This is a genomic window from Halomonas sp. TH-94, from assembly GCF_057473365.1.
The window spans coordinates 1-25,069 of the sequence record NZ_JBYCKL010000038.1; the positions used below are offsets into that span (position 1 = coordinate 1).

Sequence of the window (25,069 nt, forward strand, 5' to 3'; positions counted from 1 at the left end):
ACGACGAACTGAACCGCATAGATAGTAATGGATATCAAGGCGTAGTAGAGCAGGAACTGCTTGACCGATGCATCGACCGAGATCGAAACCCACGCTAGTAGTAGCACCAGAACAAGATTCAGGGAATCGAAATACAGTTGAAGTTCCTGTTGTTCAATAAAATTAACCAATCCCGTGACCATTGGCGTGGTGCATAGATAGAAAAGCACCATGATGCAGATGATACTGGCGTATTCACCGGATACGGACCATTGCTGTCCGAAGACGAGAGAGAACAGCTGCTCACCCCAGAGCATGGTGACCGCAATAGGAACCACCATAAGTAGCAACATATATTTGACGATTTTCATCATCAGCACGTTGATTTCTTTTCCCCGGCTCTTGCCCAACTTGCAGATCTCCGCATAGAAACCTTTTTCGACGGATCCGCCGACAAGTGCCATCGGTGCTACCAGAATGAAGAATGCCAGTGAGACATGACCGGTCGTCTCGGATCCAAACTGCCAGGCCACGTAGGCGGTAGGAAACCAGTGTGAGAACACTCCGATAATGGAGGAGGGGGTATTGAACAGGGCGAATTTTCTATAACGCGCTGCCAGGGTGATCATCAATTTCCGGTTGAGGCTGCCCAGCTCACTGCGATATTCAGTGCCGATAATTTTCAGAAAACGGTAGATACCTGCGAATTGTCCAGCCACGACGCTTAAAATCAATCCAAAGGCCCCCATGGCCATGAAGCCCAACCCAACCCGCCCCGCCGCATAGACGATTGACTGGTTGATACGAGCCTTGGCGATATCCCCGAAGCGATACTCCTTGACCGCCAGTGACGTGAGGATTTCATAGACGCCCCCTGCCACCAGGGCAATCACGAACAGGTACCAATAGCCGCCGATTTCCGGTGCATCCAACGCTTCGAACAGAGGGGCTCCATAGAAGAACAGCACCAGTCCCGATAGGAAGCCGAAAAACACGACAATGCCCAGGGAGAGCCCGAGCAGATTGATGACACGAATCTTGGAGGTCTGAAGCGGGATTGCAGCGTGATAGCCCAGATGGCTGAAAGGCATCATGAGCATCAGGGCCAGAAGAAATATCTGCAATACCCCCAGCTCAGAGGGACCATAGAGACGGGTCACCACCGGCATTATCAAAAATGCCAGCAGTTGAGCCAGCGCCGTGCCGCTTCCCAGCACCACCACATTCCGCAGGAAGCCCTGCTTGAAGATGTTGGCCACGAATCCGCTTTGTTGAATACCCGTCAACATCGGAATCTTCATGGAATGCACGCCAGGATGCGTTGGGCGCTATCGGTGTCCATATCACTCTGTAGCGGCAAGCAGAGGATCCGCGAGGCCACATCACGGGAGGTCGGCATTGCCTCTCCGCCCCCCAGAAAATCGATAGAATCGAGCGAGGGGTAGAAATAGCGCCGTGCCTGACAGCCGTTAGACAGCAAGTGTGCCTGGATAGCGGTCGCCTGAGCTTCACTCTCGAAGAGTAGCGGGAAGTACGCATAGTTTCGGGTACATTCAGGGTGCCACTCTTGTAACTGGTAGCGGGACTTAAGCTCACTCGTATACAAATCCCAGATTGTTTTCCGTCTGCCGAGATTGGCCTCTATCTCGTCGAGGTTGCAAAGCCCCATGGCCGCCTGGAATTCATTCATCTTTGCGTTGATCCCTAACAGATCGATTTCTTCAGGATTCTTGATACCGAAGCCGATCATCCGCTGTGCTCGCAGCAGATCTTCCCTGTGTCGAAAGACGATGGCTCCCCCCTCGATGGTGTGAAACAACTTGGTGGAATGAAAGCTGAGGGTAGTCGCATCTCCTGCCCTGAGCAGGCTTTTCCCTCGATGTTTTACGCCAAAGGCATGGGCCCCGTCGTAAACCACCTTGAGGCCATACTCGGCTGCCAACTCATCGATCGCATCGACGTCACAGCCGTTACCGAATACGTGTACTGGCACGATGCCTCGGGTACGGTGGGTTATCGCCGATCGAATTCCTTTGGGATTCATACACCAGGTGGTGGGATCAATATCCACGAACCGTGGCGTCGCCCCTTCCCAGGCCAGCGAACTGGAGGTAGCCACAAACGTAAAGGGCGTGGTAATCACCTCAGGCCGTTCGTTATCAGCGCCCTTCATGCCGGGTCCTGTAATGTTCAAGACTCGGTAGGCGATCTGTAGCGCAAGCGTTCCGTTAGAGACCAGCAAAAGATTTTCGACGCCAAGGTAGTCCTCGAGACGCGTCGTCAGCTCCTCGAGTAGTGGTCCGTTGTTGGTCAGCCATCGACGGGAGTATATCCCGTCGATGTAGCGGTCAAGGCGTTCACGGCTTGGTAGATAAGGGCTCGCGACAGGTATCATTTCATGATGCTCAACAGGTAACGACCATAGCAGTTCTTTGCCAAGGCATCGCCGGCCGCCAGGACCTCATCGCGGGTCAGCCAGCCATTGTTCCAGGCAATCTCTTCCAAGCAGGCGATCTTGAAACCCTGCAAGCGTTCGATGGTCTCGACGAACTGCGCTGCTTCAAGCAGGCTTTCATGGGTACCCGTATCCAGCCAAGCAAACCCCCGTCCCAGTTCCTCGACCCTCAAGCTCCCTCTTTCCAGGTACGCCTGGTTGACGCTGGTAATTTCCAGCTCACCGCGATGGGAGGGTTTCACGTTGCGCGCTATATCGATGACGTCGTTATCGTAGAAATAGAGGCCGGTTACCGCATAATTCGATTTAGGGTTCTTCGGTTTCTCTTCGATGGAGATAACGCGATTGTCATCGTCATACTCCACCACACCGAAGCGTTCCGGATCCTTGACCTGATAGCCGAAAACCGTGGCCCCGTCCGTCCGGCTTGCCGCCATCTTCAACTTGGGGCTGAATCCATGGCCGTAGAAAATATTGTCGCCAAGCACCAGACATACGCTGTCGTCGCCGATGAATTCCTCGCCGATAAGAAAGGCCTGGGCCAGGCCATCCGGGCTCGGCTGTGTCGCATAGCTGAGTGAAATACCGAACTTGCTGCCGTCACCGAGCAGACGCCGAAAGCTGATATTGTCATCGGGGGTTGTGATCACGAGGATGTCCCTTATACCGGCCAGCATCAGCACCGATAGCGGGTAATAGATCATCGGCTTGTCGTGAATCGGCAACAGTTGCTTCGACACGCCCATGGTCACGGGGTAGAGCCGTGTTCCGCTGCCTCCCGCCAGGATGATACCTTTCATGACGCCTCCTTGGTCGCTAACCCCAAGCGCTCTCTCTGATAACCGCCGTCCAGTGCGCGTCGACACCACCCGCGATTTTCAAGAAACCAACTCACTGTCTTGCGAATGCCTGTTTCAAAGCTTTCCACCGGCGTCCAGTTAAGCTCACGGCGCATACGGCTCGCATCGATGGCATAACGCATATCGTGTCCTGGCCTGTCGGATACATAGGTGATCAGGTCTCGATAGTGAGCCACACCGGCCGGCTTGGCGGGTGCCAACTCCTCCAGCAGATCGCACAGATCCATCACAACTTCGATATTCTTTTTCTCGTTGTGGCCCCCGATATTGTAGGTTCTGCCGATCTCGCCACGGCTCAGCACGGTGTAGAGCGCACTGGCATGATCTTCGACAAACAGCCAGTCGCGCACCTGCTCCCCTTTGCCGTATACCGGCAGGGGCTTGCCCTCCAACGCATTGAGAATCATCAGCGGAATAAGCTTTTCGGGATAATGAAAAGGGCCGTAGTTGTTAGAGCAGTTGGTGATCAGAGTCGGTAGTCCGTAGGTCCGCTGCCAGGCTCTGACCAGATGATCTGAACTGGCCTTGCTGGCGGAGTAAGGCGAACTCGGAGCGTAGGGGGTTTCCTCCGTGAAGAGCTCTTCGGGTCCCTCCAGGTCACCATAGACTTCATCGGTGGAGACATGATGGAAGCGAAAGGCGCGGCGGCGATACTCCCCCAGCTCCTGCCAATACAGCCTGGCTACCTCCAGCAGCGTGTAGGTACCCACGATGTTGGTTTCGATGAACGCCGCCGGCCCATCAATGGAACGATCGACGTGGCTCTCTGCTGCCAGGTGCATCACCGCATCGGGCTGGTGTTCTTGGAAGATCCGCTCGAGTTCGACGCGATCGCAGATATCCACCTGTTCAAAGGAATAGCGGGGACTGCCTACGATGCTGGCCAGGGATTCCAGATTTCCCGCGTACGTCAGCTTGTCGACATTAACGACCACATGTTCCGTATTTCCGATGAGGTAGCGGATCAAGGCTGAACCTATGAACCCCGCACCACCTGTGACAAGTATCTTCATGCCTGCTTCACCATCCTGGTTGTCATAACACATGCTTGAGTGTCATCAAGCTGCCGGCATTGCTCGACAGCAGGGAACCTCGACCAGACAACGCATTTAACCTTGAGGCCCCTTATGTAGGGCCCCTTGCGTTGGCTTGGTCATAAGTTCTTCGCTAGCTTGAAGTCGGTGCAGGGCCATCCGTCAGGTTCGTAGGTTCACTCGAATGACGCGTAGGGCCATGAGAATTACTTGTACGCATAGTTGTAATAGCCGTAGCCGAAGTTGACTGCTGCCTTGCGTTCCATGCCATTCATGATGGCGCCCTTCACGGTGACGCCGGCCCTCTCGAGACGTCCCTTTGCCAACTCCAACTCGCGTACTGGATTTAGCTGGAACCTGGCCACCATCAAGGATGTGCCACACTGGGCGCCGATTACGGCGGCATCGGTCACGGCAAGGATGGGTGGCGTATCGATAATCACCATGTCGAACTGCCTGCCAGCCTCTTCAAGGAACTCGGAGAAACTGGCCGTCATCAGCAGTTCGGAAGGGTTTGGCGGTGCTATGCCGCGGGTTACAAAGCTCAGCCCAGGCACGGCCGATTCGCGGATTACCTCGTCCATCGTCCGGGTTCCACTCAGCATCTCCGAAAGGCCCGCCTCATTCTTGTCGCTGAAGCTATGGTGCAGATGCCCCTTGCGCATATCGGCATCCACCACCAGGACACGCTGTCCTGCCTGGGCGCAGGCGGCCGCCAAGTTCACGGCGATGAAGCTTTTGCCGATGTTGGGACTAGGTCCGGTAATCATCAGACAATTGTTGGTGCTCTCGAGCATGGCGAAGTGCAGACTGGTGCGCAGGCCCCGGATCGCCTCCATGGCCGTGTCGGCAGGCGCTTGCTTTGCGAGCAGGCCGGTCGAGACATCGCGGCCGTGCTGCTCCCGGCGATGTTTCATGCGACGAACGAGCTTCTGTTGCTCCTCGGAAAGGGGGACGGTCGCATAGACCGGCATGCCGGCATTCTCGATCTGATCCGGCGATTCGATACCGCGGTTCAGCACATTGCGCAGCAGCACGATGCCAACCGCCAGCATACCGCCCAGCAGAATGGATCCCCCCAGCACCATCAGCTTTCGGGGCTGGATCGGCGAGGCCGCCACCTGGGTGGTATCGATGATGCGCACGTTACCCACGGTGCCCGCCCGGGCGACCTGCAGTTCCTGCATCTTGTTGAGCACATTGACGTAGATGGCCTGAGTCACCTCGACATCCCGAGTCATACGCACCACTTCTTGCTGGGCCTGTGGCATCTGGTTGACCCGTGCGTTGAGTGCCTCACGGTCATTGTTGAGCTGGCTCTTCTGGCGCAGCAGCGACTGGTAGCTCGGATGGTTGCTGGTATAGCGCTGGGCCAGTTCGGCTTCCTTGAACTCCAGCTCGCTCAGCTGACGCTCGAGTTCCACGAACTGGTTGATCACGGCCTGTGCCTCGGAGTTGAGGTCCACGCTGTCCATGTTGATGCGGTACTGGTTCAGGGCATCTTCGGCGGCGGCCAGCTGGTTGCGAAGTTCAGGCCCCTGATCTTCAAGGAACTCCAGGCTCTTCTCGGCCTCGGCCGATTGGCGCTCGACGTTCTGGGTGAGATAGGTCTCCGTCACCGCATCCAGTGCCCGACGGATCTGTTCCGGATCCGGCCCGGTCATGGCCAGCTCCAGCATGCCGGTCCCGCCACCGCGCACGCCACCTACTTCCTCGACCTTCAAGCGTTCCCCGAGCTGACGGATCGCCTCGGCGCGGGTCAGTCGTGTTAGCGTGAACTCGGCCCCGGGCGCCGCATCGAGAGTCGCCACACGCAGATAGATATCGCCATCCATGAAGATGGACAGCTCCCCCACGCGGCCATCGCCTAGCCACTCATCTCCAAGGAACAATGAGTACTCATCGTTACCGCCGGACACCAGGGAAAGCTTCCTGCCCCGTAAAGGGTCGCTAACATCGAAACGACCCAGGGTAATCGACTCGTTGCCCCATACCTCCGGACGATCCCGCAGGAAGCTAGGTACGGAGAATCCGCTCTTGAGAATGTTGGGTACCTTGAGATCATTCAGGAAATTCAGCTGTACGACGTCACGATCCAGGATAGAGGGACGCTGGATCTCATGCCGCCTCACGAAATCGCCGATCAGCGGCACCCGGCGCGGCTGCACCACCACGTCCAATCCCATGCGGTCCACCACTTCGCCAAGCACCATCCGCGAACGCAGGATGCGCACCTCGGCCGCAGTGTTGATCGAAATCTGCGCATCGGACATGCCCATTATGTTGTCGACATCCCCCAGCGGACTGATGGACGAGCGCGTCTCGACCTGTACCAGGGCGTCCCCCTGATAGATCGGCGTTGCCAGGATCACATAGGCAACACCAAGCATGGCAAATAGGCCGGTAATGCCAATGAACAGTTTCTTGTGATCGAGCATCAGCCCGATCATTCTTCCAATATCAACATCGTCTTTTCTGGGTGTTTCGGTATTTTTTGACATGGCAGCACCACGATGACGTATTACGCGACAGTTGTTTTCCTGACACTTCATTAGCACCAGGACGTTGATCTTGCCTTGGGGACGTTGCTCTTAACTGAGGTTATAAGTCGTTACTCAACCGATACTCGGCGATGGGTAGCTCTACCATCATGTCAGTGCTCCAGATCTGATAGGTCGACAACGGCAAGTGTCTTTAACGGCGTCTCGTCCCCGTGAAGCGCTAGTTCGAATCGCATTCCCGAAGAGAATTTTTTCCACGCTACCGCCCGGGAGTTTCACTCGGCTATCTCCTTGCCGTCCAAGTACCTGGTGATTCTTGTGGTGATATCTGTCGTGATGCCTGCTTGTCAGCGGTAGATGGGTTATCGCCTTGGCGCTTAACTCCATCCCTACTTTTCACTACATAAGCTTACATTTTGAAAACGCACCTGCCTGCTTGGTTTTCCTGCTCCCCCCCTGGATTAGCTTTCTAGTCTCCCAGGGCATAGAGCGTGCTACGTTGCAGTGAATAGGCCCGTTCAGAGGGCCAAGCCAACGGCGCAAGCGAAAGTCAAAACAGGGATCCGCTTCAACCCGCTTGAAGCGCAGCGCGAAACAGGGCGCGGTTATGCTCGACATCCCGACTGTCCTGCTTTCTGACGGCATCTGCCGTCAGCACCCGTGCACGAAGCGCGGCATAGCTCTCGACAGAGAGACGGCTCAGTTCCTCGATGTAATTCACAAAGGCCTGGGGCTGATCGAGAGGAAGGTCCTGGCCGATTCCCATCGTCGCCAGGCCGCGCCACGGAGTGGTATCGGCCACCAGTACTGGCGTACCGGCCGCGATCGCCTCGGCCACTACATGGCCGTAGTTTTCGCCCAGGGTCGGCAGAAAGAAGAGGTCATGCTCGGCCATTACCCGGGGAACCTCCGCCGGGCTTATGCCCCCTCTGTAGGTGGCCCGTACATGTTTCGGCAGGGCTTGGATCAGGTCCTTGCACTCTGCCCAGTAGGCGGCATCTTCCGCAGGACCATAAATGCTGAACTCGACTTGCACTCGAACGCGAGCCAGGCACTGCAGCGCATAGGACAGGTTCTTCTTGGGTGAAATGCGCGATAGAAACAGGATATGCATCGGATCACCCGCATCGCGCCGCCGCTGTTTGACCGCATGGTCGACCAGACTGGGCAGATCGCAGGCCTGATGAATCTCCTTAGCCATGCGTCCCATCACGCGGTATATATCCTCAGCCTCGAAGTCAGTCGAAGCCTGCCAGACCAGCCCGGAATAGAGCCCAGCCGCACGCGACAGCGCCAGGAAAGGCCGCTTTTTCCAACGCTTGAGCGCCAGCGCACCCGGGGAGAACTCGCCTCGCGGGGCCAGGATCACCGGATTACGGGGGATCGCACCCAGGTGCCGCAGCACCAGCGGCACCAGCGTAGATCGCGTCGCGAACACGCTGTTTAGATAGAGCACATCGGAGTGGGTGTCCCTCAGGAGCCGATACAGGGTGCCCAGCGCGCCTGAGCCCGCCGGCAGATAGAACACCTGGGCGCCGCCTACCTCCGTCCAACGACCGATAGGTACGCTCTCATACGGGCTCGTATCCCCGAGATCCCGATCGGCGGTGATGATCCGGAAATCGAAATCGTCACTTAAGTTCTCGATAAGGTTTACGATGCTACGCAGAGGCCCCCCTGATTTGTAACCCGGCAGGTAGTGGCTGATACACACAAGAATTACAGGTTTCATGACGCTCCTTCTCTCCCTGCCATGGGCGGCTTCACTTACCGATTCCTGCACGGTGCCTCCTGTGGTCATCAGGAATGGTCCCGGCGTCGGAAAATTCCGAACTCAGCCAGGGGCTTCCGTGCCATATCACTGGTCAGTATTTTTAATGGATAAACTGAAATAACCGCCTGTTCACGCTACCGCCTAGGGTTACGAATCCGAACCTCACGCGCAGTCAGCCTACTGCCATCCGCTATTTAGCTATATATGCTACAACTCGATCAGATTCATATAATATGAACATTACTTCAGGACACATGGTTACATATAAATCCCCTACCTGGCCTGCCGATTTTTTACATCGAAAGCTCACCAGACTCGCCACACTAATTCCAGAATCACGACGACGAGTCATTCATGATTAAGCATGAGATTTTTAATTAGTGCAGAGCCAAATATCCCAGCAGCAGCGCGGCTTCTGGAACCAGATCTTTGGCTTGAATGAGACTAGAGATTAAATAAGTCGGGTTCGAGGCTCAGTCTTGATACCCCTCAGGGTTTTGCGACTGCCAGCGCCAGGTATCGGCGATCATCTCGTCCAAGCCGCGGGAAGCCTGCCAGCCGAGCTCGCGCTGTGCCTTGGTAGCATCGGCCCAGAACGCTGCCAGATCTCCGTCGCGGCGGGGCGCCACCCGGTACGGGATGGTCCGGCCCGTGACCCGTTCGAAGCTTCTGAGCATATCCAGCACCGACACCCCGCGGCCGGTACCCAGGTTGTAGATATGCAGTCCCGGCGCCACCAACTGCCCCAGCGCTTGAACATGGCCATCGGCCAGGTCCAACACGTGCAGATAGTCACGCACGCAGGTTCCGTCATCGGTGGGATAGTCGTCGCCGAAGATCGCCAGTTCAGGCAACCGTCCGACCGCCACCTGGGCGATAAAGGGCATCAAGTTGTTGGGTAGGCCCCGGGGATCCTCCCCGATGACCCCGCTGGGATGCGCGCCGATAGGGTTGAAGTAGCGCAGCAGCACCACCGACCAACCGGGATCGGCCACCTGCAGATCCGTCAGCAGCTGCTCCACCATCGCCTTGGAGGTGCCATAGGGGTTGGAGGTGCGCCCTCGCGGAAGCGTCTCCACATAGGGCACCGGCGCATCGGGTCCATAGACGGTGGCCGAGGAACTGAACACCAGCTTGCGCACTCCGGCTGCCTGCATGGCCTGACACAGCACCAAGGTGCCGTTCACATTGTTATCGTAGTAGGCCAACGGCTGGCGCACGCTCTCGCCCACCGCCTTCAGACCGGCGAAGTGGATGACCGCCGCCACCTGATAGGAGCGGAAGAGCGCATCCAGGGCCGTACGGTCGCGAACGTCGCCCTTCACCAGCGGCACCGATTTCCCGGTCAAGCGCTCGATTCTCCTCAGCGCTTCCGCCGTACCATTGCAAAGGTTATCTAAGACCACTACAGCATGGCCGGCTTTCACCAGTTGCACTACCGTGTGCGTACCAATGAACCCGGCACCGCCGGTCACCAGAATCGTCATCTGCTGTTCTCTCCGGACTCCAATTTGGCGTCAGCATAGCATTCCAAAGAAACCCGAAATTAACAAAAGACAACATTTGGCTACAAAGTGGCATACCCCCTCGTACTATGGAACGAGGCAGGCAGCCTCCCTGGGGCGAGAGGTTCGGTAACACTTGAGATTACGCGGCCAATCATCCATTTCCGGACACTTCACAGTCTCATCGTGGGCCCGGTCAGAGAGCTAGAAAGGCCCCTCGTTGCCCCCCGAATACATGAAGTTGCTGCTCACCTGCGCCACACCGCCGCCGCGCTGGCGGGTCAGATAGCGCCCCTTGGCGGCATTGGAGGTGTTGTGACTGATCTCCAGATTGCTGCAGTTGAGCTGCCCCAGGTCTATATCCACCTCCGAGCGGCTCTCATAGAAGGAATTCACCTCGATCTTACCCGAGACCTGCTGGATTCCATCGGTCCGGATAAACTCGAGGGTCGTGTTATTGTGCTCGCAGTAGTTACCTTGGAACAGTAGCGACGAGGCGCTGCTCAGCCGGATCGGCGCCACCCGGGTGTAGCCCTCGATGCAGTTGTTGGTGAACCGCGCCACCGACAACGCCCACTGCCCCGGCTCGTCGGTAACGGCTTCGATCAGGCGATGGCTGTTGGCCTCGAAGCGATTTTCGTGACAGCTCAAGTCATAGTGGCGAGGCGCCAGGATGAAGGTTCCTGCGGACTCGTACATCTCTGTATTGAGGAAGCGTACCGACTGGGTATAACTGTCCGAGTGGATCGCGGCCACATGGCGAAAGTCGCACTGCTGCGAGAAGTTCTGCCGAATCATCCGGCTGCCGTTCGAGATAACCGCCGTGGCGTCCTCACTACCCCGAAAGCGCACGCCCTGGAACTTCGGGGCATCGGTTGCCAGATTCGCCGTGCGACGATCGAACATGAAACCATCGTCCCGCTTGGTCAGTCCCCCGCCGACAAAGATCACCACTGAGGCCCAATCATCGCTGGAGAGGTAGACGCTTCCCCCGGTCAGGTCGTAGACCCGATCCAGGTAGACAGTGGACAGCCCATTCTCCAGGACATAATCGTAGGCCGCCTGCACCCGCTCGGTGTCGCTGCCCGAGAACTGGTCAGGCACCACTCCGAACGGTGAGCCCTGCCGCGCCGTCGGCCGCTCCTTACTAGCCAGGGCCGTCGTCGAGAGGAGAGCCCCTGCCCCACCCACGCCCAAGGAGACAAGCAGTTGGCGGCGCTGCTGCCTGGCTACGCCAGCGGGCAAGTCGTGCGGCGAATCGATCTGTGAACCCCGGCTCATGACACCCCCTTGCCAGACTCGGTTTTTTCCGCCACCCGAGCGGCGGCTCTGGTGCAGTCTTGCCCGGGATTCGCCTTTGGCGACGTTTCCGTTCCCCGAGATGTGTACGTCGTTTGTGGCACGGGGGGCACCGGCGCCTTGCTGAAGCAGCGTGAAAGCCCCGCGTCCAAGGTCAATGGCGGCGCCCAGCCCAGGGTCTGCCGGGCATGGCTAGCGTCTACCGTCAGGGAATCGAACAGCTTGTCATAGATCCCCCGCTTGCCCAGCAGCGTGGCCCCCGCCTTCATCAATCCTCTGGGCAGCCGGAATAGCCGGGCCGGCTTACCGACTGCCTGGCCGATCTTGCGCAGCAGGTCAGAAGTGGACACTTGCTCGGCGTCGCTCACCACGAATGTCTTCCCCGCAGCCGCGGGGTGATCGATGCAGAGGGTGAGCAGGTCAACCAGATTCCACACCGAAACCAACGAACGTCGATTGCCAGTGTCGGCCAGCGGCAAGGGCAGGCGCTTCTCCACGATCCGCGTCAGCAGCCCGAAGTTGCCCGGCGCCATGGGACCGTACACCAGCGGTGGGCGAACGATCACCACCTCGAGCCCAGTCTGTTCGGCAACCTCATGAAGGCCCCGCTCCGTGGCCAGCTTCGTCTGGGCGTAGGGCTCGGCCGGGCTGGGAGTATCCTGCTCGGTGAAGGGTCGCTGATTATGGTTGCCATTCACGCCGATGGAGCTCAGAAACACCAGCCGCTTAACACCGGCTTCAGCGGCCTGCCGCGCTAGGTTCAGGGTGCCATCGACATTGGCTTCGTGCAGTTCGCCCGAGGTGTCGTTCATGATATGCGCTCGGGCCGCACAGTGGATCACCACGTTCACGTCCCTCAGCAGCGCCCGCCAATCGGTCTTAGCCGACAGCCGCCCGCAGCGCAGCAGCGGCTTGCCCGCTACGACCGCCTCACTGCGAGAGCACCCTTCCACGGTGACGCCCGGCATGGCCATGACATGAGCAAGCAGGTGCCGGCCCACGAAACCGCTTGCCCCGGTAATCAGTATCTTCATAAGCACCTTCCAGGCAGATCAATGGGTGATGGCGGGCCACTCGTCGGTGCGCCGCCGACTTCGCTAGCAACCCAGGCAGTCCGGCCTTCCCGCCGGCCCCACGACTCGATTCACATTGCTCTTCCGCTCGATACGATGTGGCTGAGCGACGGGCATCAGTAACCAGATTGCTGTCAACCAGCTGCCATAAACCAGTATTCCAACCGGGTAGGCGAAGAAGGGATAGCTGAGTCCGAAATCCATGAAAGTGACGGGCAACAGCATGCCCGCCACGGCCAGGGAGCGGTGCACCGGGTCGCTGGCCCGGAGCCTGCCCGCGAACAGCCACAGCGGCATCAGGTAGAGCGCCAGCACCATAGCCAGACCCGGCAGGCCACGCCGCACCCAGGCATCCAGCAGCTCGTTATGTGCATGCCAGAAGTGCTCCACCCCCGCCGCCAGCCGGCCCTCCTCCACCAGCCTCTGCATGCCCGGCCGGTAGCCCTCGTGACCATGGCCCAGCCAGGGGCGCTCGAGGATCAGCAGACCGGCGCCGCGCATCATCTCCAGGCGCAGCCCCACGGAGCCGCGCACCTCGCCGGACAGAAAGTCCTGGCCCTCTGCCACGGCGGCATCCACGCGCGGCTGCACGCCGCTCTGGGGCACGGCGTATGCCGCCGCCATCGCCGCCAGGACACCGGCCAGGATGCCCACTCGCCAGATCGGCTGCCAGCGGTACAGGTAGCCCCGGTAGAACAGCGCCAGGGCCAGCGGCAGAGCAAGCCAGCCACCGCGGGTCCCCGAAAGCACCGAGGACAGCACTCCGCCTACTGCCCCGGCCACCAGCAGGGTGACCCAGACCCCGCGACGCGGACGCCCCCAGGCCCAGCCGATGCCTGCCAGGCACAGCAACCCGGCCAGCAACGACAGGTTGCCGAAGAGAATGGCGTGCAGCGGCGCATGTCCGCTGGCCCGGGCAGCCGCCTCGAAGACCCGCTGGTACAGCGCCCAGCCCCCGGCCCCCAGGCCGGCCACCGCCAGCCCGGCCCACCAGGCAGCCAGCACCGGCGGCCGGCGGCCCAGGTTCAACAAGAGCAGCGCCGCCCCCCAGGCCGCCGCTGCCATGGGTAGGGCGCGGCCCAGCTCCCGATGCCAGACTCCCACCAATAACTCAACCGCCCCGAACCCCAGCAGTATCGCCAGCAACCAGCCATTACGCTGCCAGGTCTGTGTCAGGGCTACCGGAGCCCGTCGCCATCCGCTCATGGTCGTCAACAACAGCACCGCCACCAGCGCCAGCCAGTAGCCGAACGGCATCAGCAGCGGCGGGGCCGCCAGCATCATGGCGTGCATGACAGCTCTCGCTCCAGGGCTAGATCCATCGTTCGATTCATTATCCTACCCACCACCCTATTCCATCGCCTCGTTCATGTTCATCGAGAGACAACCCAGCCCATCAAGAGAAAGCCCAGCGCAGTGGCTAGGCAAAAGGAATCTCACTCCCTGAGATACTCAGACTCACTTGAAGACAAAACCTGCGGCTGCTTCACATCGCCTTGCGCCTGATCCGATCACCCGAGCCCTTGCCGAGTACCGTGAGCACGATATAACGGAAGTAGGCTGTTACCGTCAGCCCCTTCAACATGCACTGGTCGGTTTCGGCCAGCAGCAGCGGCGTGGACATGTCAATGTCGTTGATCTGGGCCAGCCCGGTAATGCCCGGGCGCGCCTGGTAGACCCCGCGGGTGGCTCTCTCCGCTATCAGCTCCTGCTGGCTGTAGAGGCAGGGTCGCGGTCCGACCAGACTCATTTCGCCTTTCAGGACATTCCACAACTGGGGAAGCTCATCAAGCTTGCTGCGCCGCAGGAAGTTACCGAAGGGCGTGATGGCCGAGGCATCCGCCAGGTGAGTGGCCACCGAGGCGGTATCCGGTCGCATGGTGCGAAACTTCACCAGCGTGAAGGGCCGCTGATAGCGCCCCACCCGCTGCTGGCGAAACAGCGGCGAGCCCGTATCGTAGTAACCGATCACCATCAACGCCAACAGTATCGGTAGGCCGATCAACAAGCCCAGGGCAGCTATCAGCAGATCCAGGGCACGAATCATTGCGGCATACTCCTTGAGGACTTTCCTGTCCCATTGGGGCGTGCCTGACTGTGTTTACCGGCCAACTGAGTCGACATATCCGCTCCTTTCCCTGACGTTTGATTATTAACCAGAATAAAGAGAGGTGAGCCGATGTTCGATACTCAAAATTACAATTCAAACGTTTTTATTAGGGAAACCAAACTACACACATCAATATCCAGTACCGGTTTAATACGAAATCATTCAAAATTTAGAATTTATGTTCACAAACGCGCCCCCTGCCGGTCTTGAGCAGCATTTAAAAAAGACGACTCAAGGCTAAACAGAGAATAGGTAAGCAAACAAAGGAGGTAAGTGAGGAAGGCCGAAAGCCGGGCCGGCCACTGCGTTGCTAGATTATTGACGGTTCAGGTACGGCATCGGGAATTAGAACAAGAGCATGCCCCTTATAGCTTACCGACCCAAGCTTCGGTGGCGTCGGTAAGCAGCCGGTGGACATGGGCGAATACTGCATCGCTCTTGCGATAGGGGTCGGGAATGCTGATGCCCTTGCCGCCTTCCAGCCAACGTCCCAGCAGCAGCGTCTTGCCCAGAGCTTCCGGGACGATGTCACCCACCGCGCGGCGCTGGCCTTCGCTCATCACCAGCACCAGATCGTAGGTCACCAGCATTTCCTGTGTGAGCTGACGAGCCTCGTGGTCGGCGACATCGAGACCGTCGGCCTCGGCCAGGGCGCGCGCCTGGGGCGCTACGCCGTGACCGACCAGCGCACCCAGGCCGGCGGAGGCTACATCGCGCTCCGGTAGCCGCCGTTTCAACATGGCGGCAGCGACCGGACTACGACAGATGTTGCCGGTGCAGACAATCAGGATACGCTGGAACATCGTTTAGAGATCTCGCACGTCGGTGGCGCTTCCGGCAACATCGCCCGGCAGCAGGACCGAAGGCAACAGCAAGCTGATCACGCGGTTCCAACGAGCGATTGGCGCGGTGGTCACGTAGATCACGTCCTGGGGTTCCAGCGTGAAGTGGTTGCCCAAGGAAAATGCCGCAGCGTTACGGACATCCAACTGGTAGATAGTGGCCACCTTGTCACTGCCGGGCTCGGTACCGCGAATGACGAAGATGCCCGAGGGTTGCGCTGCTTCCTCGCGGATACCGCCGGCCCGGGAGATGGCTTCGGTGAGCGAGATGCGCTCGTTGCCCAGCCCAAGGTTGCCCGGCACCTGCACCTGCCCCATTACCGCTACGCCCTGGTTGCTGGCATCGGGTACGTGCACCACGTCGCCATCACGCAGCATACGGTTCTGGGTCTGATCGCCCTCCCGATGCAGGGCGAAGAGCGAGAGCCGCTCCTCCCGACCGTCACGGGTCAGAATTACGTTGTGCCAGTTGGCTCCATCGGTGGCTCCCCCCGCCTGGCTGATGGCATCGGCCAGGGTCAGCGGAATCGAGGTAATCGGCTGAGTGCCGGGGTTCTCCACCGAACCACTGACATAGACCTTCTGGGAGCGGAAGGCAGCGATTCGCACATCGACCTGCGGGTCGGTCAAGAAATTTGAGAGCCGGCTGGCAAGGATACTGCGAATCTCGCCGAGAGTACGGCCAGCAACCCGCACCTGTCCGATATAGGGATAGAAAATCGTACCGTCCGAACGCACTTCATTGCCGGCATCTTCCGCGCTGCGCTCGGCACCGGCTGGTATGGTCAACTCCGGGTGGTCGTATACGATGACGCTGAGGACATCACCCGGCCCGACGATGTACTCCCAGTTGTCCAGCTCCGCGCGCAGGTCGGGGCTCATGGAACGCGCCCTTGGCTCGACCTGGCGGAAGCTAGAGATCAACGCTGGGGTGATGGCCTGGATCTCGACCAGATCGTCGATGGGTGGGGCTTCCGCGCTGTAATCCATGTGAGCGCCGGGGGCGAGAGAGCATCCAGCGATCAAGGCGGCACCGACCAGGATTACCAGCGGGCGGATAGAACGTATTGGGCGCATGAGACACTGCCTCTTTTTTGTTGATGGTGGGGCAAACCGACCGAAGTAATGCAATAGGAGCGAAGGCGAACCGTCGATCCTGGCCTATACCGGCTGCCAGTTGCGTACAGACGGGTGCTTGCCGGCCCAAGGCCTGACGAAACGCCGCATCGTGAACCATATGGTTACCATATGTAACCAATGTAAGTATTCCACATATCCATGGACTTGCGTCGTCCAAAATTCTCATACCAATGGACTGAGTTCTTAACATTAATTGCGTGAAAATTCTCAACACCCTCGGGTGGCTATCTTGCTGTGATCTGCTTGAAATAGTCTGGCCGAATTTTGCATCCGATTAAGCCCCTCTCATTCAAGCTACGCAAACTGCGTTTCTCTTGACCACCCGATCACCATCCATTTAGCTGATTATAATGCCAACGGTAGAGAGTTTAGATTTCTCTACCTTTTAATGGATAAAACTCATATCCCATCACCGGCACAATTCACCCGATCCGGGCACGCCTTTTCTCATATAATCGATAACATAAAAATACACTCGGCAATATCAGATGGCTTCAAAGTGACTCTTAAATTGATTCATCTTTGAAAGCCCAATGCGGAGCCGACTAAATAGGCTGACACCGACAGGTCATTGAGGGCAGGTGCCCTGCATTCAACACTTAAATAGCTTTAGTTAATGTACGCGCTGAGTGAGCAGTGACAAGGGTAACGTCACCCTTGCAAGCATCAAACCTGTCGTGACGGTCAGGTCGCAGCCGTAGTGATCGCTGGAACCTCCACTGGATGGTAATCCGGGCTACACAAGGAGTCATAGCTCATGAGACAGGTGCTGGAACGTGCATTACGACTGCCGAGGCGGTCTAAATGTGTCCTTCAACTCTGTACCGATGCGTTACTGCTGACCGGCAGTTTCTTCATGGCACTGGTGCTCCAGGCAGAGAGTCTGGCCCCCATTCGCCAACCCCAGGCCTGGGCGGTGCTGGCGATCACCTTGCCGGTGACCCTGGCCGTCTTCTTCCAGTTGGGGCTCTATCGAAGCCTCGTTCGCTACATGAGCCTCACGACGCTGCGGGGGGTGGCCATCGGCACGGCGGTCTTGACCCTTGTCCTGGCCCTTGTCAGCCGTGGTTTCGGCATTGGAATGACTCTGTCACAGTTGATCATCCACGCCCTTCTGGTGGTGATGTCGGTGGGTGGAATCCGCTTCTTCATGCGAAGCCTCTACCGGCGCATCCTCATGCAGGATAAGACCCGAGTGATCATCTACGGCGCGGGTACGGCAGGGTCCCAATTGGTGGCCTCGCTGCGCCAGGGCACCGAGTTCTTGCCGGTAGCCTTCGTGGATGATTGGCGCGGCATGAAAGGCACCACAGTAGAGGGCATCAGGGTTTACAACCCTAGCGAGTTGCCACGGCTCATCGAGCAGACTGGCGCCGAACGGATTCTGTTGGCGATCCCCAGCACCACCCGCTCACGGCGCCGTCAGATCCTCGAATCGCTGGAACCTCTGAATGTCGTGATCCAGACGGTACCGGCCGTCGAGGATGTGGTCAGCGGCCGCGCTCGGCTGCAGGACATCCGCAACGTCAGCGTCGAGGACCTACTGGGGCGTGACCCCGTGCCGGCGCGTCAGGAGCTGCTGGACGCTAACATTCGCGGCAAAGTGGTCATGGTTACCGGCGCCGGAGGCTCCATTGGCTCCGAGCTGTGTCGCCAGATTGTGCGCCTGCGCCCCAGTCGGCTGGTGCTGGTGGAGATCAGCGAATTTGCGCTCTACAGCATCGAGGCGGAACTGGCCCGAATCGCCCAGGAAGTGGAGCTGCCACGGGGGCTGATTTCGCCGCTGCTTTGCAGTGTTCAGAACGGCACCCGCCTGCGGGACATCATGAGGACCTTTGGGGTGCAGACGGTCTATCACGCCGCTGCCTACAAGCACGTGCCGATGGTGGAATACAACGTTTCCGCAGGGGTGGCCAACAACGTCTTCGGTACCTTGGAGACCGCCCAAGCCGCGGTGGCGGCAAAGGTGGACACCTTTGTGCTGGTTTCCACCGACAAGGCGGTGCGGCCCACCAATGTGATGGGTACCACCAAACGCATGGCCGAGCTGATCTGTCAGGCGTTGGCCGCCTCCCAGGACGGCACGCGTTTCTGCATGGTTCGCTTCGGTAATGTGCTGGGCTCCTCGGGTTCGGTAATCCCGGTCTTCCGTGACCAGATCGCCCACGGCGGGCCGGTCACCGTAACCCACCCCGACATTACCCGCTATTTCATGACGATTCCCGAAGCGGCAGAGCTGGTGCTGCAGGCCGGCGCCATGGTCAAGGGCGGGGATGTCTTCGCCCTGGACATGGGCGAGCCGGTGCGCATCGCTACGCTGGCGCAGCGCATGATCAAGCTCTCCGGGTTCGAGGTGCGTAGCGAGGACGACAGCAGCGGGGATATCGATATCGTCTATACCGGTCTCAGGCCCGGCGAGAAGCTTTACGAGGAAGTCCTGGTGGGCAAGGAATCCCTGCCCACGGGTCATCCGCGCATTCTCAGCGAGAAGGAAGTCCACTGGGAGTGGCCGCGCCTCGACGCCCACCTGACCGCCCTGAGCGAGGCGCTTCAGAGGCACGACATCGCCCAAGTGCGCCAGCTGCTTCTCAGTGCACCCACCGCCTATCAGCCGAACGGCCCAATCTGCGATCTAACCTGGTGCCAGGTTCAGCAATCGATCGCGACACAGACTGGCGAGGCCTCTAGCGTACCGGACCCCAGGTTCGTCGAAGCGAGAGGTTTTGCGCTCACACAGACGCCGCGCCGCGCTGGCTCAGAGGGAAGCAAAGAGCCAAGCTCATCACCGGCTGAGACGACTTCCGAAGCTCCCGCCTGGCCTGGCGGCAGGGCCATCCAGTCCCATTGATCAAGCGCCCTGTGGGGGGGAACCAAGGGACAACAGGGATACAACACGACTGACCCCGGCTTTCGCGGCGGTCAAGCGCTAGGACAACTCGTCATGAAAAAGAAGATCCTGTTTCTCGGCGCCGCGCCGACCCAGTTGCCACCGATCGAATATGCCCTCGAGCGTGGCTACCATGTCGTGACCTGCGACTACCTGCCGGAGAACCCGGGACACGCCCTCGCTCATGAAAGTTACAATATCTCCACCACCGATCTGGAAGGGGTAACTCGTCTAGCAGCCTCTCTGGGAGTCGACGGATTGGTGGCCTACGCCTCCGACCCGGCAGCGCCCACCGCGGCCTACGTGGCAGAAACACTCGGCCTGCCGGGAAACCCCTTTGAGGCGGTGAATATACTGTCACGCAAGGATCGATTCCGCGACTTCCTCGCCACCCACGGCTTCAATACGCCGCGCTCGGCCGCCTTTGAAACCCCCCTGGCTGCCAAGGCGTGGCTGTCCGAATTGACGCTTCCCGTCTATGTCAAGCCAGTCGACTCCTCGGGCTCCAAGGGCATCACTCTGCTGAAGGACGTCGACCAGCTCGAGCGTGCCTTTGACTACGCCCTGCAGTACTCGAAGGCCAAGCTCGTGGTGGTAGAGGAACGCATACATCAGGTGGGCTATCAGATCGACAGCGATGTCTTTCTCGTGAATGGCAAGCTGCGCTTCTGGATATGGGGGAACTCCCACTTCAATCACGCCTGTGATCCACCTTTCCAGATGGCCAGCAGCTTTCCCAGCGCCCTACCCCAGGCGACCGCCGTCAAAGCCAGCCAAGAGCTCGAGAAGATCCTCAGATTACTGGACATGAAGACAGGCGCCTTCAATGTCGAATTTCTCGTCGATGCCCAGGGCGAGATCTGGTTCCTGGAGATCGGGGCCAGGAATGGCGGCGGCCGCATTTCAGATGCCATCCGCCTGGCCACCGGTGTCGACATGACCGCCTATACCGTCGAAGCCGCCCTGGGTGAAGATTGCAGCGAGATAGCAACCGCCCAACCGGTGGGTTACTGGTCGGACTTAATGCTGCACTCCCTGGAAACGGGGACCTTCGAGTCGATCTGGCTGTCCGATGCGATCCGGCCGTGTATCCATGACCAGGACCTGTGGGTGAAGCCGGGCCACCATGTGCAAGCCGCTAGCGGCTCCCATCATGTGATCGGCACGATGCTGCTGCGGTTCGAAAACGAAGACGAGATGCTGGAGCTGCTCGACAACATCAACGACCATATTCAAGTGGTGGTCGCCCCAAGCCGCCACGGGGAAGCCAACCCCACTGACCGCGCCCTGACACCAGGACCTAACCACAGGCGTACTGCGCCGATCAGGCGGAAAGGGGCGAGAGAGAGGGCCTAGGGCTAATAGCTGAGAGCCAGAAGTGTGAGAGGGCCGGCGGACACGCCGACGAAATGGCGGCGGGGCCCGACGGCCCCGCTCGCAATGTGCCCAACGGCACCTTCTCGATCATTCACTGACCACGACCTTGTGCGCTCGGGTAACCTGAATCTTGATATGCTCATGCATATTGGCCAGCATGGTGAGCATCTCCTGCTGGCTCTTGAAGCGAATGACCAGGACCCCCAGCGTATTGTCGGACCCCTTGGCACACAGCACCTGATCGCCCTCCTGAGCCGTGATGGCCTTGCGTACCAGACGCTCGCGCAGCGCATCCGAGAACCCGATGCACTCAAGCTTGCCCGATTCCAGCGAATGGACCACATAGTTCGACCAGAAACCGCTGGGCTCTACTCGCTCCAGCCAGGAGCAGTCCAGCCCCAGCGCCGAATCGACTGTGGCCTTTATCAGATCGACCCCAGTGGCCTGGAGGATGGTGTCGGGGATGAAGTCGCCGCCGTTACGCGGCCCCACCTCGAGGAACCAGATCTCGCCTTGGGCATCGACGAGAAACTCGACGTTGAAGGCCCCGGAGCGAAACTGGAGAATTGTCAGTAATCGCTCGAGTTCGGCAGCGGCCTTTTCGCCGATACGAGGATCGAGCGTGGTGGGAAAGCTGTTGGCAATGGGGAACGGCGGCGAACACAAAGGATCGAAATGAGCATCCGCCCACAGCCAGAAGCGTAGCTTTCCATCTACCAAGAACACGTCGCTGTCAATCTGAAAGCCAACCTGGTCAATCCGTTCCTCAAGGACGACTTTCTTTTCGCGCGAGTACTTCAGCGCGTAGCGAAAGGCAGTCTCGAACCCGGCCGGATCCTCGAGGCATGTAATCCCCTTGTTGCCAGAGGAGTCAACGGGCTTCACGAAGACCGGTAGCGATAGCATCGACAGCCAGTTACGCGCCTCTTCCAACGAATAGAAGGATTTAGAGCGGGGAACATTGAAGCCGTGATCTGCCAGAAATTTACGGAATTTGTCCTTGCGGGCCAGCAGCTCGACCGATTTATAAGGGTTGCCAGGCAACCCCAGGGCCTCGGCAACGTAGGCAGCGGTAGGTGCCGACGGATCGGAGGCATAAGCGACGATGGCGTCGATACCCAACCGCCGAGCCAGCTCCAACACCGCCTCCTTGTCTGTCGTAGATACGATATGAGATTCGTCCGCCAGAACATGCCCTGGATTATCAGGAAGGTAATCCACGGTGATCACATAATAGCCTTGCTGCTGGGCATAATGAATGGGAGGAAGCTGGGGTTGAGATGCACCCAAAAAGAGGATCTTTTTCATCATTGACTCTCCAGTAAAGAGGCCGTACCGCCAATCTCATGCCCAATCCTGCGGATTATCAACCAACCAACCTCCCGGCAGCGGAAAATATCCTGATTGTCGGGCTATGACGGCCCGCTCGATTAAGAAACTTGTCTCATCAAAGACTCACACCGTACGGCTAAGTATCTGGTAGTCCATCGATCTTTCGCAGCCTGATTAAAAGGCATGGTTGCGCATCGCCTGGTGGATTACCAAACCGCTCCAGAATCCGCAGCGGTGGGTAGAAAGGCTGAAAAGGAAACGGCTCTGGTTGACTGTAAGCCCCAGCTTGTAGCGAACGCAGACATCTGTCATTCCCTAGACTTCCTTGTCCTTTCTCGGGCATTGGCCAACAGCTGAGTGTGCGCCATTCATCCCGGGTATATTTACTATTTTACCGTTGTTATCAAACTGTTCAGATTATTACGCGCGCGCACTCCCCTGTCACTCTGATATTTTTAGTGAGCTCGGGATGAGGCTTTTAAGACATATTGACAGACGGGTGGGCAACGAATGAGGCGAGGCCCACCAGTATGGCACCATGGTGCCTGCGCTTGGACAAAGGCCAGGGTGTAACGAGTCGGCACTAGCACATCGATATTACACATGTAACCAATGCCGACTAAAACCGCGTAAGGCTCCTGATCGGGCTAGAAAACCCGGTTCAGGCCATTCTGTGCGGCGACACGGTATGCTTCCGCCATGGTGGGATAGTTGAAGGTGGTGTTGACAAAGTATTTGAGGGTATTGGCTTCCCCTTTTTGCTGCATGACTGCCTGGCCGATGTGCACGATCTCGGAGGCCTGATCACCAAAGCAGTGAATGCCGTAGATTTCAAGCGTGTCCTGGTGGAACAGGATCTTGAGCATACCTACCGTGTCGCCGGTGATCTGGGCACGGGCAGTGTCCTTGAAGAAGGCTTGAGCCACTTCGTAGGGCACCTTGGCCTCGGTCAGTTCACGCTCGGTTCTGCCGAAGGAGCTGATTTCGGGAATAGTGTAGATGCCGGTCGGAACCTCGTTGACGAAGCGATAGTCACGCTCCAGCAGTTCGTCGCATGCATTGAGACCTTGATCGTACGCCGCACTGGCGAGGCTGGGCCAGCCGATGACATCGCCGGCGGCATAGATGTGAGGGATAGCCGTCCGATAATGGTCGTCGACATGCAACTGTCCGCGACCGTTAGCTTCAAGGCCGATATTTTCCAGCCCCAGCTCATCGGTATTGCCGGTGCGACCATTGGCCCACAGGAAGGCGTCGGCACGCAGCTTCTTACCCGACTTGAGATGGACCACGACGCCCGATTCGTCACCTTCTACTCGGTCGTATTCCTCGTTGTGACGGATGAGAACGCCGTGCTTGCGCAGGTGGTAAGAGAGCGCGTCGGAGATTTCGTCATCGAGGAACGAGAGCAGCCTGTCACGGTTGTTGATCAGGTCGACCTTGACCCCAAGCCCGGAAAAGATCGAAGCGTATTCACATCCGATCACGCCGGCGCCGAAGATGACCAAAGTGCGCGGGGTATGCGACAGGCTAAGGATGGTTTCGGAATCGTAGATGCGTGGGTGACGGAAATTGATGTCGGCAGGCCGGTACGGGCGCGAGCCGGTGGCAATGATGACCTTTTGCGCGACCAGTTCTTCGAGCGCCTCTTGGCGGTCGCGTACCAGCAACGTGTGCTCGTCCTTGAAACGCGCTACACCGCTGAAGAGATCGATGCGATTGCGCGCATAGAACTTGGTGCGCATCTCGACCTGCTGATCGATGGTCATGCGTGAACGTTCCATGACCCGGGGGAAGGAGAACCAGCGCGGCTCGCCGATATCGCGGAACATGCGGTTGGTGTTGAACTGCATGATCTGCTTGACCTGATGGCGCAACGCCTTGGAGGGAATGGTGCCCCAATGAGTGCAGTTTCCTCCCAGGACTGGCTGCTTCTCTACTACCGCTACCCGTTTGCCATGCTTGGCGGCATTGATGGCGGCGCTTTCGCCGGCGGGTCCGGTACCGATTACCACCACGTCATAGTTATGAACTGCCATGGGCTCTTGTGTCTCCTTCCCGTGTCTATATTGGTTTTCGGCTACCGCGCCTGCACCGGGATAACGAGAGGTTCGCGTCTAGCCCCATGCGTCATGGCTGAGCGTAGCGGTGCGGCGGAGAAGCGCTGTTCAGCGCCGGGTGGCGTCGTAGCCCAGATCAGCGCCCCGGCTCTCATCGCTCTTGCGGCGAACGCTTACCCCTGCCTGGCGCTTGCGGTTCTCTTCCTCGCACACCTCATCCTTGCCGCCACAAATATCACAGCCGTCTTTGAGCCCAAGATTGTTGAGTCCGCCGCAAGAGCCTGCAATAGGCTTACGGCCCATGATGACGCCGATGGCCATGGCAGCCATGATCAACAGCATGAAGCCTAGAACGGCGAAAAAAATCGTCATTGCTTGCCTCCAGACGGCTAAGGTTCGAGCCAGGGCTCGAGTGCCGCAGTGTGGTGTATTTCAATGCTCTGTGATGTCTTGACAACAACTCTGGCCGCACTATCCATCGCCTGTGCCTGGCCTAATGCTTCATTGGGCCCCGCATGGATCAGCTGGCTGGCCTGCCGCATGGCCGCACTGGCGCTTTCTGCAATGACACTGACAGAGAGCGGTGTGGCGGGCGACACCAGAGGCGCCGCTTCCTGCTGCGCGAACCGATGCACCAGCGCTGCATCCTTGAGCCGCACGTGGCGCGCGCCATCGGCTCCCGGCAGGCCTGCCTGATCGAGCGACAGGCGCCAACCGGTAACCGGCTCCGAGCCAGATCCGCGCATGATGCCGCCAACCTCGACCAGTACCGATGAAGGGACATCGAGATATCGGTCGAGCCATGTCGTCAGGCGATCGACGGCAAGCGCATGAAAACGAC

The 25,069-nt window shown here is 58.7% G+C and carries 19 protein-coding genes; 2 read left to right on the forward strand and 17 right to left on the reverse strand.

What is annotated here, in order from left to right; translation table 11 throughout:
- From AC2VNO_RS07360 to AC2VNO_RS07420, 13 genes are all read right to left on the reverse strand, one after another.
- A partial coding sequence (locus AC2VNO_RS07360; RefSeq protein ID WP_486933523.1) for a lipopolysaccharide biosynthesis protein occupies positions 1–1,280 on the reverse strand: 1,280 nt, incomplete at its 3' end.
- The gene (locus AC2VNO_RS07365; protein ID WP_486933524.1) at positions 1,277–2,374 is read right to left on the reverse strand and encodes a DegT/DnrJ/EryC1/StrS family aminotransferase; all 1,098 of its coding nucleotides are present in this window, start codon (positions 2,372–2,374) and stop codon (positions 1,277–1,279) included. The genes AC2VNO_RS07360 and AC2VNO_RS07365, both read right to left, overlap by 4 nt.
- A complete protein-coding gene (rfbA, locus tag AC2VNO_RS07370; protein ID WP_486933525.1) occupies positions 2,371–3,234 on the reverse strand; it encodes a glucose-1-phosphate thymidylyltransferase RfbA in 864 nt (287 codons plus the stop codon). The genes AC2VNO_RS07365 and rfbA overlap by 4 nt, the downstream gene beginning before the upstream one ends.
- Complete coding sequence (rfbB, locus tag AC2VNO_RS07375; protein ID WP_486933526.1) at positions 3,231–4,307, reverse strand: dTDP-glucose 4,6-dehydratase; 1,077 nt, start codon at positions 4,305–4,307, stop codon at positions 3,231–3,233. The genes rfbA and rfbB overlap by 4 nt, the downstream gene beginning before the upstream one ends.
- Positions 4,308–4,534: 227 nt before the next feature.
- The gene (locus AC2VNO_RS07380; protein ID WP_486933527.1) at positions 4,535–6,880 is read right to left on the reverse strand and encodes a polysaccharide biosynthesis tyrosine autokinase; all 2,346 of its coding nucleotides are present in this window, start codon (positions 6,878–6,880) and stop codon (positions 4,535–4,537) included.
- A 517-nt stretch (positions 6,881–7,397) separates the two neighbouring features.
- Positions 7,398–8,612 (reverse strand): glycosyltransferase, encoded by a 1,215-nt coding sequence (locus AC2VNO_RS07385; RefSeq protein WP_486933528.1) that lies wholly within the window; start codon positions 8,610–8,612, stop codon positions 7,398–7,400.
- A 464-nt stretch (positions 8,613–9,076) separates the two neighbouring features.
- Positions 9,077–10,090, reverse strand: a complete 1,014-nt coding sequence (gene galE / locus AC2VNO_RS07390; protein WP_486933529.1) for a UDP-glucose 4-epimerase GalE — start codon at positions 10,088–10,090, stop codon at positions 9,077–9,079.
- A 222-nt stretch (positions 10,091–10,312) separates the two neighbouring features.
- Positions 10,313–11,389 (reverse strand): hypothetical protein, encoded by a 1,077-nt coding sequence (locus tag AC2VNO_RS07395; RefSeq protein ID WP_486933530.1) that lies wholly within the window; start codon positions 11,387–11,389, stop codon positions 10,313–10,315.
- Positions 11,386–12,441 (reverse strand): NAD-dependent epimerase/dehydratase family protein, encoded by a 1,056-nt coding sequence (locus tag AC2VNO_RS07400; RefSeq protein WP_486933531.1) that lies wholly within the window; start codon positions 12,439–12,441, stop codon positions 11,386–11,388. Before AC2VNO_RS07400 ends, AC2VNO_RS07395 begins: the two co-directional genes overlap by 4 nt.
- Before the next feature lie 63 nt (positions 12,442–12,504).
- Positions 12,505–13,773 carry an O-antigen ligase family protein gene (locus AC2VNO_RS07405; RefSeq protein ID WP_486933532.1) on the reverse strand — a complete coding sequence of 423 codons (1,269 nt, stop codon included), beginning with the start codon at positions 13,771–13,773 and terminating at the stop codon, positions 12,505–12,507.
- 193 nt (positions 13,774–13,966) lie between these two features.
- Positions 13,967–14,527 carry a sugar transferase gene (locus AC2VNO_RS07410; protein WP_486933533.1) on the reverse strand — a complete coding sequence of 187 codons (561 nt, stop codon included), beginning with the start codon at positions 14,525–14,527 and terminating at the stop codon, positions 13,967–13,969.
- A 428-nt stretch (positions 14,528–14,955) separates the two neighbouring features.
- On the reverse strand, positions 14,956–15,393 hold the full coding sequence (locus AC2VNO_RS07415) for a low molecular weight protein-tyrosine-phosphatase (protein WP_486933534.1): 438 nt from the start codon (positions 15,391–15,393) through the stop codon (positions 14,956–14,958).
- A 3-nt stretch (positions 15,394–15,396) separates the two neighbouring features.
- Positions 15,397–16,509, reverse strand: coding sequence for a polysaccharide export protein (locus AC2VNO_RS07420; RefSeq protein WP_486933535.1), 1,113 nt, complete (start codon positions 16,507–16,509; stop codon positions 15,397–15,399).
- Positions 16,510–17,329: 820 nt separating this feature from the next.
- On the opposite strand from AC2VNO_RS07420, the gene AC2VNO_RS07425 reads away from it, so the two are divergent.
- Together AC2VNO_RS07425 and AC2VNO_RS07430 are read left to right on the forward strand one after the other, a co-directional pair.
- Positions 17,330–19,420 (forward strand): polysaccharide biosynthesis protein, encoded by a 2,091-nt coding sequence (locus AC2VNO_RS07425; protein ID WP_486933536.1) that lies wholly within the window; start codon positions 17,330–17,332, stop codon positions 19,418–19,420.
- A 93-nt stretch (positions 19,421–19,513) separates the two neighbouring features.
- Positions 19,514–20,815, forward strand: coding sequence for an ATP-grasp domain-containing protein (locus AC2VNO_RS07430; protein WP_486933537.1), 1,302 nt, complete (start codon positions 19,514–19,516; stop codon positions 20,813–20,815).
- A 108-nt stretch (positions 20,816–20,923) separates the two neighbouring features.
- Here AC2VNO_RS07430 and AC2VNO_RS07435 read toward each other — a convergent pair whose 3' ends face one another.
- The 4 genes from AC2VNO_RS07435 to AC2VNO_RS07450 all read right to left on the reverse strand — a co-directional run.
- Positions 20,924–22,147: an ATP-grasp domain-containing protein gene (locus tag AC2VNO_RS07435; protein WP_486933538.1), complete on the reverse strand. Its 1,224-nt coding sequence runs from the start codon at positions 22,145–22,147 to the stop codon at positions 20,924–20,926.
- A 668-nt stretch (positions 22,148–22,815) separates the two neighbouring features.
- Positions 22,816–24,207 (reverse strand): Si-specific NAD(P)(+) transhydrogenase, encoded by a 1,392-nt coding sequence (sthA, locus tag AC2VNO_RS07440; protein WP_486933539.1) that lies wholly within the window; start codon positions 24,205–24,207, stop codon positions 22,816–22,818.
- Positions 24,208–24,336: 129 nt separating this feature from the next.
- Entirely contained in the window at positions 24,337–24,600 is a 264-nt protein-coding gene (gene nqrM / locus AC2VNO_RS07445) for a (Na+)-NQR maturation NqrM (RefSeq protein ID WP_486933540.1), read from the reverse strand.
- A gap of 17 nt (positions 24,601–24,617) precedes the next feature.
- Positions 24,618–25,069: hypothetical protein (locus tag AC2VNO_RS07450; RefSeq protein ID WP_486933541.1), on the reverse strand; the 452-nt coding region annotated here is incomplete at its 5' end.